Origin of the sequence: Acinetobacter genomosp. 33YU (assembly GCF_001990725.1) — a bacterium.
Taxonomy (GTDB): domain Bacteria; phylum Pseudomonadota; class Gammaproteobacteria; order Pseudomonadales; family Moraxellaceae; genus Acinetobacter; species Acinetobacter seifertii.
In genome coordinates this window covers 446,938-461,743 of the sequence record NZ_LFZQ01000009.1, presented here as the reverse complement: position 1 = coordinate 461,743, position 14,806 = coordinate 446,938, and the positions used below count along the sequence as shown (strand labels likewise).

Here is a 14,806-nt window from a genome sequence, read left to right as displayed (position 1 = left end):
CATAAAAAATAGGTAGAGTGCAGCGAATTGAGGTGAAATACAGATGGGGCAAGACCATATCGAACAGCATCGCCGTTATATTGTAATTTCTTATGCGTTCATGTTTCTTGCATTGTTTACGGTTATTTTCGCGGCCTTTGCTTATCTGGTCGCTCGTAAAGTAGCTGTTGTGGATAATGCTGAAGTTTGGATTCATGCCCATGCGCTCTGGATTATGCGCAATGGTATTCTATTCCTCTTCATGTCAGTTTTTGCTGTTGTTTGGTTTATTCCTCTCTTCTTTTTTGCATGGAACAGCAATCTTTGGGTAACGGCATCAACAGTTGCTGGTGTTGTTTTTAGCGCTATTGCTTGGTTATTTTTATTAAATGCATGGTTAAAAGGCTTGTCTAAATATTTAAAAAATAAGGCAGTTTTTTAATATATCTATTTTTTAAACATTTTCCCCTTGTAAATTCGGCTAAAGCCCCCCATTTAGTCGGCAATAGAGTATTGATAAAATTTCCGTGAGGAGCACCGCCAAACATGGCTAAACGTGATTATTATGAGGTTTTAGGCGTTTCAAAAACCGCAAGTGATGATGAGATCAAAAAAGCCTATCGTAAATTGGCGATGAAATATCATCCTGACAGAAACCCTGACAATGCCGAAGCAGAAGAAAAGTTTAAAGAAGCTTCTGAAGCTTATGAGATTTTATCCGACAGCGAAAAGCGCAGCATGTATGACCGTATGGGACATAATGCATTTGAAGGCGGCTTTGGTGGCGCTGGTGGTGGATTTGGCGGTTTCAGTGCAGAAGATATTTTCAGCCAGTTCGGTGATATCTTTGGTGGAGCGTTTGGTGGCGGCGGACGTCAGCAACGCCAACGTCGCGGTTCAGACTTACGCTATGTCATGGAACTTACCCTTGAGGAAGCTGTAAAAGGGGTTAAAAAAACAATTACCTTTACTGCTCCGGCACCATGTGATGTGTGTGATGGTAAAGGCTCTCAAAATCCAAAAGATGTAGAAACCTGTAAAACTTGTCATGGTTCAGGACAAGTACGTATGCAGCAAGGTTTCTTCTCTGTACAACAAACTTGTGGCACATGTCGTGGCCAAGGCAAAATTATTAAAAACCCATGCCATGCATGTCATGGTTCAGGCGTAGCTGATCGCCAGCAAACATTAGAAGTTACTATTCCTGCCGGTGTAGATAATGGCGACCGCGTTCGTTTAAGTGGTAAAGGCGAGGCGATCCGTGATGGTCAAGCGGGTGACTTATACGTTGAAGTGGTTGTTCGTGAACACGAAATTTTCCAACGTGATGGTGCCGATTTATATATGGACGTACCAGTAAGCATTGCGGATGCTGCACTTGGTAAAGAAATTGAAATCCCGACTTTAGAAGGTCGCGTTAGCTTGAAGATTCCTGAGGGAACTCAAACAGGTAAATTATTCCGTTTACGTGGCAAGGGTGTTCGCCCTGTACGTAGCAGCATGGTGGGTGATTTACTTTGCCGTATCGTCATAGAAACACCAGTCAACTTAACGTCTCGTCAACGTGAATTACTCAAAGAATTACAAGCATCTTTCGATGGTGAAGACAGTGCTTCTTCACCAAAGAAAAAATCATTCTTTGATCGTTTATTCGATTAATGCTTGATTAGATCGTAAATTAAAAATAAGGCGGATATTGATAAAATATCCGCCTTTTTATTGCGCTGATTCATCTTATTATTGTTATTCTGCTTAAAAGAAAATTACGTCTGCTTACTCTGTAGGGTGGGCAACATCGATGTCGTCAACGCTTACAATAAGTTCGTTTGATGCAACTGGAGCTGCTAGAGCAGCTTGAGTTACTGGTTTTACAGCTACTTTTACTGTTTCTACATCGGCGGTTTTTTCTTCAATGATTGGGTCAATATCTTCAACTTTGACTTCAGCAGTGGTATTGCTTGCTATGCTTGTTTGAGCTGTAGGTATCGCTGCTTTCGCATTTACGTTCGTAGTAATGCGTGCTTTGGATAAGCTTTCTAGTGTGTCCCCTGATTGGATTGCAGGCTCTGCAAATGCCATTGAACTCATCATCCCCATAACGGCTATTAAGCCCATAATTTTCGAATGCATGCTGAACTCCTTATAGTCATCTTTTTTTCATTCGTGGCTCGGTAGTGTGCAGATCAATTCTTTAACTTTTGTGAAAACTGATTAAATTTCGGTTCATCTTAAAAAATATTTTTTACTTTTTATTGTGAGCAAAGAGTTTTGATATAGTAAGCCAATTACGTAAAACACAAGATTGGGAAGGATTATGTCAGCAGCTCCACGCATTGGTATTTTAGGTGCAAGCGGCCGTATGGGTCGTATACTTATTCAAGCAGTTCAACAAGCAGGTTATCAATTGGGAGCCGCTGTTGTACGCCCAGAAAGTACTTTAATCGGTGCTGATGCTGGTGAACTTGCAGGAGTGGGTTCAATTGGAGTGAAGCTTACAGGAAGCTTGGCAGAGGTTCTTAAATATTGTGACGTTGTAATTGACTTTTCGACTCCTGCTGCAACATCTGAGCATCTAAAGCTATGTCGTGAAGCTGGGGTAGCTATAGTGATTGGAACAACGGGAATGTCCGATGAACAAAAAGCTGAGCTTGATGAAACGGCAACACATACACCTGTAGTATATGCGGCGAACTACTCTGTTGGTGTAAATGTATCAATCAAGTTACTTGAGCTTGCAGCAAAAGTATTTGGCGATACAGTAGATATTGAAGTGATTGAGGCTCACCACCGTCATAAAGTAGATGCACCATCTGGTACAGCGTTAATGATGGGTGAAGCGATTGCTGATACTTTAGGCCGTAACTTAAAAGAAGTTGCTGTTTATGGTCGTGAAGGGCATACAGGGCCACGTGACCGCCAAACCATTGGTTTTGAAACCATCCGTGGTGGCGATATTGTAGGTGAACACACTGTTATGTTTATTGGTGAGGGTGAGCGTGTTGAAGTCACTCACAAAGCCACGAACCGTATGAACTTTGCTGCAGGTGCAGTACGAGCTGCTGCATGGGTTGTAGGTCGTGAAGCACGTAAATATGACATGAAAGATGTTTTAGGGTTGAACGACGTACAGGTGTAAGCCATCTGTACACGTCTTACATGTGGCGAGAAAAACAAGATAGAGCAGAACATGAATAAAAAACAAATTGCTTTGACCACTCTTCTTTGCTTAAGCAGCCTCTATGCAGGGGCTGCCTCTACAGACAAGGCGAAACTTAGCCTTGACCGTAATCATATTAAAGTGTGGACCTATCAAAAGGCTGATAACCCCGTCTTTCAATACAAAGCTGAAACAACATTTGATGTACCCATTGAACGTGCGGTGGCGGTGATTTTAGATGTAAATCGCGCAGCGCAGTGGGTGCCTTATATGGGTAAAGTTGAAATGCTGTCTCAGGATGAGAAGAAGGGCGAATTTACGTTATATATGGTGTTGGATTTTCCTTTTCCGCTAAAAGACCGCGATGTTGTGGTGAAAGGGAAAATGAGTAAAGCCGCTAATGGCACTATTACGATTAAGAACACAGCGATTAATAGTAATTATCCGATTCAGCCCGATGTGGTTCGTTTAACTCGTTATGAAGGTGAATGGACATTCCAGAAACTAGCGAATAACAAAGTTAAAGTAACCACGAGTGGTTATGCTGACCCAGCAGGTTCAATTCCTTTAAGCTTTGTAAATATGTTTGTTCAGCAGCAACCATATCAGATGCTGCTTAAAATGAAGCGGGAAGTAATGAACCCGATTTATGAGCAACCTAAATTGCCCGATATTTTAAAATAATAAGCGATAAAAAAAGCGCCTAAGATGAGGCGCTTTTTTTATTAGTCTGAACATTGCTGCAAACTTTGTGCAGAGCTGCTTTCGCGTTTGATTTGAAATAAAACTAACAACAAACCTAACCCAGCCAGTAATGCACCAGCAAATGATACTGCGTTATAACCCAAACCTAAATCGAGCACTACCGCACCTGCTGCCGCACCGACTGCGTTACCTAGATTAAACGCACCGATATTTACCGAGGAGGCAAGTCCTGGTGCTTCATGAGCAACTGACATTACACGCATTTGTAATGGCGGTACTAAAGCAAAGGTTGCCGCACCCCAGATCACTAAGGCAATGGCTGCTCCAGCCTGACTTTGTGCAAGCACTGGGAAAGACACCATCATGACAATCAACAAAATGAAAAAACCGATTAGAGTTTTGTTGATGGACAAGTCTGCAAAACGACCACCTAAATGGTTACCAATTGAGAAACCGACACCAATTAATACCAACATGAACGTAATGAAGGTTGGTGAAGCATGGGTAAACTCAGTCAAACTTGGCGCAATATAGGTATATAGCGTAAACATTGCACCCGCACTAAGCACTGTGGTGAGTAGAGCCAGTACTACAGGAGTACGTGTTAATACTTTTAACTCCGCTTTCACATTTGGTTTTTGGGCAACCATACCTTGTGGCAGTGCCTTCCATAAAGCGAGCATGGTAATCACACCAAGCAAAGAGATTGCAAGGAAAGACATACGCCAGCCAATGTTTTGTCCAACCCATGTTGCCAACGGTACACCACCAATATTAGCAATGGTTAAACCCATAAACATGGTGGCGACAGCACTGGCTTGTTTGTGCGCGGGTACAATACTCGCTGCTACAACAGAACCAATCCCAAAGAAGGCGCCGTGGTTAAGGCTAGTAATGAGACGTGCACCTAATAAACTCATATAGCTTGGGGCAAATGCTGCAAGCAGGTTCCCGACCGTAAAGATCGCCATCAGAAAAATCAGAGCATTACGTCTAGCAAAACCACCAAACCATAGAGTCATGAATGGAGCACCTAACATCACGCCAAGTGCATAACCCGTAATTAACATTCCAGCTGTTGGAATGGAAATACCTAAATCATGAGCGATATTCGGAAGTAATCCCATTGGAGAAAATTCCGTGGTGCCAATGGCAAAGGCACCAATTGCCAATGCCAATAACGAGAACGCCGTATTTGATTGAGTGTTCATGAGTTTAGTCCCAAACTGGTGCCCATGGCTCTGGGCTAACTTCACGACTGTTACGATCAAGTTCGGCAATCATTTGCATTTCAGCTGGAGTTAACTCGATATCCTGTGCTTTTAAGTTGCTAATCAGGTTTTCACGTTTAGTCGAAGATGGAATAACTGCAAAACCACGTTGCAATGCCCATGCCAATGCAATTTGTGCTGTCGTTGCTTTATGCGCTGCTGAAATTTCAGTTAAAACAGGGTCTTGAAGCACTTTGCCATATGCCAGTGTCATGTAGGAAGTGACATCTATGTTCTTGTCTTGTAAGAAATTTACAAGTTTATGGTTTTGAAGATAAGGACTTAGCTCAATTTGATTTGTCGCAATATGCTCTACACCGATTGTGTCAATGGCTTGTTGAGTAAGCTCAATATTGAAGTTTGAAATACCAATTTGTTTTGTAAGACCTTGTTGTTTCGCTTCAAGTAAAAGCTGCATAATTTCAGGAATAGAAACTCCTAAATCTGGTGCTGGCCAGTGAATCAAAGTAAGATCGACATGGTCAGTACGAAGTTTTTGTAAGCTCTCTTTTAAGCTCGGAATAAATTTATCTTGCGCAAAATTATCTACCCAGATTTTTGTGGTTAGAAATAAGTCCTGACGCGCTACACCACTTTCAGCAATGGTTTGTCCAATCGCAGCTTCATTTTCATAGATTTGAGCTGTATCAATTACACGGTAACCTACTTCTAAAGCTGTTTTAACAGAATCAATCACCGCTTGTTCTTTAAGGCGGTAAGTTCCTAAACCAAAACGTGGGATATTCATGTGTTCACCTAAATTTAAATAATTGTTTAACTTGAGGTGCATTTTGCTTGGATTATTGTTGCGAAAAAATAGATGAATAAGCAAAATATCTTTGATGATTAGTCAATAATAGAATAAGTCATGAAATCAACAATTGAAGAACTGGTTGCCTTTATCACAATTGTTGATACAGGTTCCTTTGTAGCCGCAGCAGAACATTTAAAACAAACACCTTCAGGAATGAGTCGTTCTCTTACACGTTTAGAAGCAAAGTTAGGCGTGACTTTATTAGAGCGAACAACACGTAAGTTGAAACTCACACAAGAAGGGCAGCAGTTTCTTATCAAGGCTCGTAAAATTTTAAATGAGCTGAATGCTGCCGAAGAAGATTTGCAAAAGTCTGATCAGGGTACCGCGGGACTGATTCGTATTGATTCTGCAACGCCGTTTGTTTTGCACGTGATTGCACCATTAATGCATAAGTTCCGTAAGAGCTATCCCGACATTGAAATCGAAATAAATAGTAATGATCAGGTGATTGATCTATTACAACATAAGACCGATGTGGCATTTCGATTTGGGGAACTCAATGATTCGAGTCTTCATGCCAAGTTAGTGTGCAAGAGCCGTTTATATATTGTGGCAAGTCCAGAATATTTGGCGATCAAAGGTACACCGACTCAACCTGAACAACTTGAGCATCATGATTTGATTGGTTTTACCAGACCTGATTATATTAATAACTGGCCGATTAAAGTCGGAGATGAATATTTTTTCGCACAAGCACACATTAAAGCTTCAAGTGGTGAGACTGTGCGTCAGCTTACAGTTAGAGGACATGGTATTGCACGGCTATCTGAATTTGAAATTTGGAAAGATATTCAAGAGGGACGATTGACCGCGTTATTTGAAGATCAAATAGAACATCAATATCAAAGCATCCATGCTGTGTATTATCAACAAGAGCATCTACCAAAACGAATCCGTTTATTCATTGAGTTTTTGGCAGATCAATTAAAAGATGGTTTTAAAACCTGTCTCTAAACTTACCATAAGCATCACTTGGAAAATGAACTTCTAAAATAGGAGTCGTTTGTCCTTGTGATGAATGTTGAGACAGAAAATAGCTTTGTTGCTGTTCTCGACAACTAAAATATAAGTTTGAATAAACCGAATTTACCATGACAACTTCGTTTGAGTTATTACGTTTGTATTGATAATGAGAAATTGTATTGGCTTTATCATCAGTGCGCTGCTCTAGTTTGTAGTCTTGTTGGTTGGTCATTTTTAAATAACCTTCAATTAAACTCTGGCAAACCGTATGTCTGTGCTGTTCAGTTTTGGGTTGTGACTGGCAACCTGTCAAAATAATGGTAAACAATAATATAGTTTTTAATTTCATTATCTTACTACTCTTGGAGTTGATTTCTATAGCCTAAAGGTGTTCTATAAAGCAGTACAGATACAGAAATTTTTAAAAAAGCAGCACAGAATGACTTTTCAATATCAGGTTCTTGCCAATCAATTAGCACATCGTATTTATCAAGATGAGCTGAAACCGCATCAGAAGCTTATTTCGTTACGAGATTTTGCCCGTCAGCACAGCATTAGCTTAAGTACGGCAAAAAGTTGCTATGAATTGCTTGAGGCGAGGGGACTCATTTATGTAAAGCCAAAGTCAGGTTATTTTGTGGTTGCTCGTACCCAATCTAGTCCTATTCCAGATAGTCCAGATTTTTTATCTTTGCCGCGACAAGTCTCCAATCTGGAGTTGCATAACCAAATTCAGGAAGCTGCCTTACAAAGTCATCTTGTACCACTGGGTTCGATTCAATTGACACCTCACTTTATTCCTGTTGAGGGTTTACGCCGTTCTATTCAACGCGCTTTAAAAAATTGTCAGCCCCAAGATTTTCTTTATTGTAATAAACAGGGTCATGAGCAGTTAAGAAAAGCACTATCTGATCATTGGCGTGAAGATGGGATTTTTATCGCGGCAGAAGATATTTTTATTACCAATGGCTGCATGCCTGCTTTATCTTTGGTGATTCAACATCTAACAGAAGTAGGCGATAGTATTTTAATTCCGACGCCTACTTTTAATGGACAACTACAGCTTATAGCCAGTTTAAAACGACAGATTATTGAGATTCCAGCGCATCATCGTGGTATCGATCTTGAGCGCTTACAATCATTTATGAAGCAGGGTTTAGCTAAAGTTTGCTTAATGACAGCCAACTATCAGAACCCATTGGGATACTGTTTAAGTAATGCAGAAAAACAAAATATTGCCGAATTAGCAGCAAAGTATCAGTGTTTTATTATTGAAGACGATATTTATGGAGAGTGTGGTTACAGTGGTGAGCGACCATTACCCATTCGATATTGGGACCGTGAAGGCTATGTAATTTGGTGTGGATCGGTTTCTAAGTCATTATCGAGTGCATATCGCGTAGGGTGGTTCTGTTTAAGCGCGAAGCTACAGCATTTAAGGCTTGAGCTGGTAGCCAGTAATATTGGGGTTAATACACCGCTACAATTAGGCCTAGCTGATTTTATTTATAGTCGTGGTTACAGGGAGCATTTAGAGCAGTTAAGACCGAATTTGATGAGGCAAGTCGAGGAGTATCGTAGTTGTATTTTAAATGCTTTTGAAGGTATTCCAATTGCATTGAGCCAACCAGAAGGAGGCTATGCATTATGGATACAGTTACCTAAAACTGTAGATAGTTTGGCGCTCTATTACACTGCAAAATCTCACGGAATTACCGTAGTTCCCGGGCATGTTTTTGGTGAGGATGAACGCTATCGGCATTTTATTCGATTAAATGCAGGTCATGAGTTAACAGTAGATGTCCGCCAAGCGATTAAACACTTGGCGAACTGGTCACGACAACAGATGAAAACCGTAAGTTAGGTTTATTCTGCGAAGTCTGCTTTAAGTACAATTCGGTAACGTGCTTGACCTGAGTGTAGACGTTCAATTGCTTCATTGAGCTGTGACATTGGAAACAGCTCAATTTGAGGCGCAATTTTTTTGCGTGCAGCAAACTTTAAAAGCTGACGTAGTGCAGCAGGTGAGCCTGTAGGTGAACCAGTTACTGACTTAGCACCACCAATAAGAGAGCCAACAGAAACAGGAACAGGCTCAAGCGTAAGACCTAAGAAATGTAAGGTTCCGTTTGGTGCCAGTGTTGCAATAAAAGCAGACCAATTTAGAGTCACATTCACGGTACTCAGCAATAAATCGAATTTACCTTTTTGAGCTTTTACTGCGTTGGTATCGCGGCTATTGACGACATGGTCGGCTCCCATTGCTTTAAGCTCTTCTGTTTTGTCTGGGTTAGAACTAAATGCCGTGATTTCACACCCCCAACCTTTAAGGAGCTTAATCGCCATATGACCTAAACCGCCAATGCCAATCACACCCACATGATGGGTTGCCTGAATCTTGTGTTTGAGGAGTGGATCAAACACGGTAATTCCGCCACAAAGTAGAGGACCTGCACTTTCTGGGTCTAAATCTTCAGGGAGGGGAATAGCCCATTGCCAGCCAGCACGAACTTTATCGGCAAAACCACCAGCATGCCCGACGATTGTTGCAACATTTTTGCCCGTACAAAGTACTTGCTGACCACCAATACATTCATCACACGATTGGCAACTTTCAGCTGTCCAGCCGATACCAACACGTTGCCCGATTTGTAGACCTTTGGCTTCTGAACCTAAAGCTACAATTCTTCCAATAATTTCATGACCTGCAACCACAGGGTAGACAGTCGAGCGCCATTCATTATTCAGAACTGAAATATCAGAATGACATAAACCACAGTATTCAACTTTTACTTCAACCTGATGCGGTTGTAATTCACCTGCGTCAAATTGGTAAGGAACCAGTTTTTCACCTGCTTGCATTGCAGCATAGGCCTGAATCGTATTGTTGCTCATCGGAAACTCCTTAAGCGGATTTGAACCGTTCTGGTGGGTTATGAAGCTTTAAATTGACAATCGTTTTCATGATCATCGACCATACCTACAGCCTGCATAAACGCATAGCAAGTGGTTGGACCGACAAATTTAAAACCATTCTTTTTAAGGGTCTTGGAAAGTTTTACACTGAGTTCAGTCTGTGCAGGAGCCTGACGGTAGTCTGCAACATCATTGTTTTGTGGAGCTGCATCTACAAACTGCCAAAGCCATGTCGGTACATCACCAACTTGTGCTTTGAGCGCTTGCCAAGCAATCGCATTATCACGAATGGCTTTGAGTTTACCCAAGTGACGAATTAAGCCTGCATCGGATAATTTTAATTCTAAAAAGTCATCAGTAAATGAAGCAATATCTTCAATTGGATGATTAAAAAAGTGTTGACGGTAGCTTTCTCTTTTTTTTAGTACGGTAATCCATGATAAGCCAGCTTGCTGACCTTCGAGGCAAAGCATTTCAAATAACCGTGCTTCGTCGTGTTCTGGCTTACCCCATTCTTCATCATGATAGGCAATATATAGGGGATCGTCGGAACACCATCCGCAACGTTGAGTTTTCATGATAATGCTCCTTATATTTATCTTAGAATTTTAAAGTTTAAATAACACCCATTCATTTGGGCGAGTATCCCAATAATACAGTTCAGCTTGAGTTAAGTCTTCAAACTTTAGCCAAAAGTCTTTGCCTACTTTATCTGAAAAACCGGTACTGATTAGCAGGGCATCATCGCTGATTTCCATGATCCAGCCTTGATAGCTATTGCCATTTAAAATGATCTTTTGCTGGTTGCCCGACTCGGCAAACTCTACTAAGCGATTGATCAGCGCTTCCGACATAAAATGTTCCTAGCGTAAATATGAATAAGGGTTAACGGCACCACGTCCTTTACCATCTAGATAAAGACCATAGTGGAGATGAGGTGAAGTATAACGTGCATTGCCCGTGTTGCCGACATATCCAATTAAATCGCCCTTTTTGACATAGTCACCTACATTTAGGCCACGTTTATGACCGTCAAGATGAGCATAATAATGCCATGTTCCTGCTGGACCTAAAATCCAGATGACTTTGCCGCCGAGGTTATTATTACGAAGATCAGCAACGAGTCCTTCGGTTGTGCTATACACTTTGGTTCCACGTGGAGCCAAAATATCAATTCCTTCATGGCTACGGCCTTGACTACGAGCCGCTCCCCACGTGTCTTTTAGTTCATCTCGATCGACACCTTTTACAGGTACAGGTAGTCGATTTGGAAGCTGCATACTTTTGAGCTTACTGACTTGAGTGGGGGAAAGTGGTGTAGGTTTTTTAGGTGCACTGGCACAAGCTGCCAATAGAATAATGAGAAAACCAAGTGAGAGATGAGAAACAAAACGTCGCACGAAATACTCCCTGTCATAGTTATATCAAAATTATTTTGACCACTATGTCATGAACGGCTAGTCGAGATCAATTTTTTCATTGCAGTTGGTACACCTTTGGAAATTGCTTGTTCTGGAGTCAACCATTGGCCTTCAAGTTCAATCGCCAGATGTTCTTTTTGATCAGGTTCCACGTGGAACGTGTGAGCATTAAGTAGCCATGTGAAATGAGTGAAGCTATGACTAATCTGAAAAGTTTGTGCTTGAGGCTGTAATTTAAATTGCTGGCTTATGCTCAGTCGTTCATGTTCATTTTCTAAAATAGGTAAACAGAATAAACCACCCCATAGACCATGGGCTTGGCGCTGTTGCCAGAACCATTCATCTTCACACTGAATAATAAGAACGTCTGCCGTTTTAACAGGTGGAGTTTTTTTGGGTTTTTTAAAAGGTAGTTCTTGTTCTAAACCTTGTTGGTAGGCCTGACAATGAGTTTGCATTGGGCAATATAAACACAGCGGTTTTTTAGGCGTACAGATAGTTGCACCTAAGTCCATTATGGCTTGAGTATAGTCATGATTACGATGCGTAGGGCAAAGCTCTTCAGCGAGTTTCCACATTTCACGTTCATGCTGCGGCTTACTTAAGTCATCTTCAATAGCGAAGAAACGCGCTAAAACACGCTTCACGTTGCCATCCATAATCACACCGTACTGACGCAAACCTAAAGACATAAGTGCGCCTGCTGTAGAGCGTCCAATGCCGGGTAGAGCAATCCATTCTTCTAGGGTTTCAGGAAATTTACCTTGTTGTGCTACAAGGCCAGCGGCTTTATGCAAATTGCGAGCACGAGCGTAATAGCCAAGGCCAGCCCAATAAGGAGCGACATCATCCCAAGTTGCATGACCTAAAGCTTCTACCGTTGGAAAGCGCTCCATGAAGCGGTCAAAATATTGCAGAACCGTTTTCACCTGAGTCTGCTGTAGCATAATTTCAGAAACCCAAACCTTGTATGGATCATCTGCAACTTGCCAAGGCAAATCGTGACGACCATGTTGATCGAACCAGTTTAAGAGGGCATCAGAAAAAGAAAATTCAGGCATGAACAGCTATAGAAGAAAAGTAAGGGCTAAATTATAGCTGAAATTGGAGAGAAGTTTTGTTTAAAGCAGGCAATCAAAATGAGCCTGTTAAAACAGAGATCACTTGAAAATAAGTGGTCTCTGCTTCAAGCATAAAAAGGATTAATCCTCTTTTACGCCCCAACGTTGATCAAGTTTCAACGGTTGGTTTTTGTAGTATGGAATGACATGAATGTGGAAATGGTCAGAGCTTTGACCAAACACTTCACCATCATTAAAGCCGATATGAAAACCGGCAGGCTGATGACGAAGCTGGGTTTCGTGGCGGGCAATTTCAAGAAGTGTAAGTAAGCCTTGATGTTCTTTAGAGGTAATATCAAAGAACGAGTTGACGTGACGTAATGGAGTTACGACACAGTGGCCTTTAGACAACGGATTTGGGTCAGGTAAAATTACAGCAAATTCATTCTTATCAATGATGTCATATTCATCAAATTCGCAATACGGACATTTCTTGTCAGCCATTGTTGTATCCTCTCATGTTATTCCATTAAACCCCGAGTGCGGGAAATAAGACTAGGCTTTGCTCTAGCTCAACGGGAGTATAGTTATTGAAGTATGGTTTAAAAAATACAGTAAAAATATTGCAAAGTCATAAACATTTAAGGGAGCAAATGCAAAAAACATTTGCTCCAAATTTGCTTCTTTTATTTTAAAGTACGTTCTAACAAAGCGTACATTTTAGCAAGGCCTTGTTTCTCCGCTTCGCTGTCGTAGCCAAGGTCTACACCATTCGCTTTCGCTTTTTCATCTGCAAGCGGGTTACTAAAGCCATGTTTAGCACCTTTTAAAACCACTACCTCATGTTTAACTTCAGCAGCTTGCATCTCTTTTTCAAAATTAGCAACATCTTCTAAGGTGACCATGGTGTCTTGTTCACCATGTAGAACTAAAATCTCACCTTGAATGTTGCCTTTTTGAGCAGGTGCTTTCGGTGCTAATGTAGCATGGAATGTCACAACTGCTTTAAGTGGTGCACCTGAGCGCGCAAGGTCTAATACAACTTTACCACCATAGCAAAAGCCAATTGCAGCCAGTTTTTCACTATTTACTTCTGGTTGTGCAGCAAGTGTCTGAAGTGCTGCATTTGCACGATCAGTCACCGTGTCTAACTCTTCAAATGTTTGCATCATCCATTCATATGCTTGAGCTGCGGTTGATGTGACTTTTTTATCGCCATACATGTCAATCGCAAGAGCCGCATAGCCGTGTTCAGCAAGTTCACGTGCGCGTTGTTCAGTATATTCATTACGGCCCCACCATTCAGGACCAATAATAATACCGGGTACAGGTGTTTCACTTTCTGGAGCTGCAAAATAACCAATTAAATGGCTGCCGTCTGGTGCAGTATATTGAATTTCACGGGTTTTAATTGCTGTACTCATGACATTAATCCTGAAATTAAACTTGGTTTAAACACGCTTGATTAAAGCATAAAAAAATAAAAGTCATATGAATAACTATGTAAAAATCTACCTCAAAAGAAAAAGATAGAAACATTTAGGCAATAAAAAAGAAGGAAACAAGTTCCTTCTTTTTATGTAGTCATGATTGAATTAGGTTCGGCCTCGCGAAATAAAACCAATAACTGCGAGAATTACAGCCACAACCAATAAAATCACGGCAAAGTCTTTAGATAACCCTGCAACACCACCAAACCCTAATAGACTGGCAATGAGTGCAATCACTGCAAAAATTATTGCCCAACGGAACATAATGTTGTCCTCCTTATTTTTCATTGTGTTTTTACTATATAGTGGCTTTTTTGCACGGAATGTGTCGTTTATGTGGTTGAAATGTATATTAAACAATCATTTTGTGATGCTAAAAATACAGTTTCTTTCCTTAAGCACAGTGCCTTCAATGCTATAATCTGACTTTGCTTTATGTATACAGCCGTTAAAACCTATGTCTACCGAGACCTCACTTCGCCCATTATTTTGGAAAAATTACACGCTAGAGCAGCTTACTAAGGCTGAGTGGGAAGCTTTGTGCGATGGGTGTGGTTTATGTTGCTTGGTCAAGCTAGAAGATGAAGATACTCATGAGGTTGCTTACACCAAGGTAGCGTGTAAATTGCTTGATTGTGGTACAGGGCGTTGCTCAGACTATTCAAATCGTCAGCAGCAAGTGCCTGACTGTTTACAGTTGACGCCAGAAAGCTTAAAAACAATTCATTGGTTACCTTCAAGTTGTGCCTATAAACGTTTGAATGAGGGTAAAAATTTACCTTCTTGGCATTATTTAAATACGGGTACGAGACAAAGCGTAGTTAAGGCAAAAAAATCTGTTGCAGGGCGTTGTATTCCTGAAACTGATGTACATGAAGATGATCTTGAAGATTATGTGGTACGGTGGGTGCGTTAATACGCTCCCAATGGACATTTTTAATTACAGCGTATAATAAAGTAACATTTTAATCGTAAAGTTTTTAACCATCTCCGTTATATAAAAATAAAAGCGAAGGAGATAAAAAT

At 41.0% G+C, this 14,806-nt stretch carries 19 protein-coding genes; 7 read left to right on the top strand and 12 right to left on the bottom strand.

Annotated elements, in window-relative coordinates; genetic code table 11:
- Positions 1-43: 43 nt before the first annotated feature.
- Positions 44-421 (top strand): hypothetical protein, encoded by a 378-nt coding sequence (locus tag AC056_RS12560; protein ID WP_004704698.1) that lies wholly within the window; start codon positions 44-46, stop codon positions 419-421.
- Positions 422-525: 104 nt separating this feature from the next.
- Positions 526-1,638, top strand: coding sequence for a molecular chaperone DnaJ (gene dnaJ, locus AC056_RS12555; protein WP_004704700.1), 1,113 nt, complete (start codon positions 526-528; stop codon positions 1,636-1,638).
- 114 nt (positions 1,639-1,752) lie between these two features.
- On the opposite strand, the gene AC056_RS12550 is transcribed toward dnaJ, so the two are convergent.
- Complete coding sequence (locus AC056_RS12550) at positions 1,753-2,109, bottom strand: hypothetical protein (protein ID WP_077163777.1); 357 nt, start codon at positions 2,107-2,109, stop codon at positions 1,753-1,755.
- Positions 2,110-2,293: 184 nt separating this feature from the next.
- On the opposite strand from AC056_RS12550, the gene dapB reads away from it, so the two are divergent.
- Both dapB and AC056_RS12540 read left to right on the top strand, forming a co-directional pair.
- Positions 2,294-3,115 (top strand): 4-hydroxy-tetrahydrodipicolinate reductase, encoded by an 822-nt coding sequence (dapB, locus tag AC056_RS12545; RefSeq protein WP_077163776.1) that lies wholly within the window; start codon positions 2,294-2,296, stop codon positions 3,113-3,115.
- Between the two features lie 51 nt (positions 3,116-3,166).
- On the top strand, positions 3,167-3,820 hold the full coding sequence (locus tag AC056_RS12540) for an START domain-containing protein (protein ID WP_004704705.1): 654 nt from the start codon (positions 3,167-3,169) through the stop codon (positions 3,818-3,820).
- 41 nt (positions 3,821-3,861) lie between these two features.
- On the opposite strand, the gene AC056_RS12535 is transcribed toward AC056_RS12540, so the two are convergent.
- Positions 3,862-5,052 carry an MFS transporter gene (locus AC056_RS12535; RefSeq protein WP_049066747.1) on the bottom strand — a complete coding sequence of 397 codons (1,191 nt, stop codon included), beginning with the start codon at positions 5,050-5,052 and terminating at the stop codon, positions 3,862-3,864.
- A gap of 4 nt (positions 5,053-5,056) precedes the next feature.
- Positions 5,057-5,860 carry a 2,5-didehydrogluconate reductase DkgB gene (dkgB, locus tag AC056_RS12530; RefSeq protein ID WP_077163775.1) on the bottom strand — a complete coding sequence of 268 codons (804 nt, stop codon included), beginning with the start codon at positions 5,858-5,860 and terminating at the stop codon, positions 5,057-5,059.
- A 120-nt stretch (positions 5,861-5,980) separates the two neighbouring features.
- On the opposite strand from dkgB, the gene AC056_RS12525 reads away from it, so the two are divergent.
- Entirely contained in the window at positions 5,981-6,883 is a 903-nt protein-coding gene (locus AC056_RS12525; RefSeq protein WP_077163774.1) for a LysR family transcriptional regulator, read from the top strand.
- Here the strand turns inward: AC056_RS12525 and AC056_RS12520 are convergent.
- The gene (locus AC056_RS12520; RefSeq protein WP_039253969.1) at positions 6,867-7,241 is read right to left on the bottom strand and encodes a hypothetical protein; all 375 of its coding nucleotides are present in this window, start codon (positions 7,239-7,241) and stop codon (positions 6,867-6,869) included. The genes AC056_RS12525 and AC056_RS12520 overlap by 17 nt on opposite strands.
- 90 nt (positions 7,242-7,331) lie before the next feature.
- On the opposite strand from AC056_RS12520, the gene AC056_RS12510 reads away from it, so the two are divergent.
- On the top strand, positions 7,332-8,756 hold the full coding sequence (locus tag AC056_RS12510; RefSeq protein WP_077163772.1) for a PLP-dependent aminotransferase family protein: 1,425 nt from the start codon (positions 7,332-7,334) through the stop codon (positions 8,754-8,756).
- Positions 8,757-8,758: 2 nt separating this feature from the next.
- Here AC056_RS12510 and ahr read toward each other — a convergent pair whose 3' ends face one another.
- From ahr to AC056_RS12470, 8 genes are all read right to left on the bottom strand, one after another.
- The gene (ahr, locus tag AC056_RS12505) at positions 8,759-9,787 is read right to left on the bottom strand and encodes an NADPH-dependent aldehyde reductase Ahr (protein ID WP_019458609.1); all 1,029 of its coding nucleotides are present in this window, start codon (positions 9,785-9,787) and stop codon (positions 8,759-8,761) included.
- Positions 9,788-9,825: 38 nt separating this feature from the next.
- Positions 9,826-10,386, bottom strand: coding sequence for a DNA-3-methyladenine glycosylase I (locus tag AC056_RS12500; RefSeq protein ID WP_039253975.1), 561 nt, complete (start codon positions 10,384-10,386; stop codon positions 9,826-9,828).
- 30 nt (positions 10,387-10,416) lie between these two features.
- Positions 10,417-10,662 (bottom strand): hypothetical protein, encoded by a 246-nt coding sequence (locus AC056_RS12495; RefSeq protein WP_001287364.1) that lies wholly within the window; start codon positions 10,660-10,662, stop codon positions 10,417-10,419.
- Positions 10,663-10,671: 9 nt separating this feature from the next.
- Positions 10,672-11,208, bottom strand: a complete 537-nt coding sequence (locus AC056_RS12490; RefSeq protein WP_077163771.1) for a M23 family metallopeptidase — start codon at positions 11,206-11,208, stop codon at positions 10,672-10,674.
- A 47-nt stretch (positions 11,209-11,255) separates the two neighbouring features.
- Positions 11,256-12,290: an A/G-specific adenine glycosylase gene (gene mutY / locus AC056_RS12485; RefSeq protein ID WP_077163770.1), complete on the bottom strand. Its 1,035-nt coding sequence runs from the start codon at positions 12,288-12,290 to the stop codon at positions 11,256-11,258.
- 141 nt (positions 12,291-12,431) lie between these two features.
- Complete coding sequence (locus AC056_RS12480) at positions 12,432-12,794, bottom strand: HIT family protein (RefSeq protein WP_039253978.1); 363 nt, start codon at positions 12,792-12,794, stop codon at positions 12,432-12,434.
- Positions 12,795-12,976: 182 nt separating this feature from the next.
- A complete protein-coding gene (locus tag AC056_RS12475) occupies positions 12,977-13,714 on the bottom strand; it encodes a dienelactone hydrolase family protein (protein ID WP_077163769.1) in 738 nt (245 codons plus the stop codon).
- A gap of 171 nt (positions 13,715-13,885) precedes the next feature.
- Complete coding sequence (locus AC056_RS12470; protein WP_002053759.1) at positions 13,886-14,044, bottom strand: DUF1328 domain-containing protein; 159 nt, start codon at positions 14,042-14,044, stop codon at positions 13,886-13,888.
- 193 nt (positions 14,045-14,237) lie between these two features.
- Between AC056_RS12470 and AC056_RS12465 the strand changes: the two genes are divergently transcribed.
- Positions 14,238-14,696, top strand: a complete 459-nt coding sequence (locus AC056_RS12465; protein ID WP_077163768.1) for a YcgN family cysteine cluster protein — start codon at positions 14,238-14,240, stop codon at positions 14,694-14,696.
- Positions 14,697-14,806 lie beyond the last annotated feature (110 nt).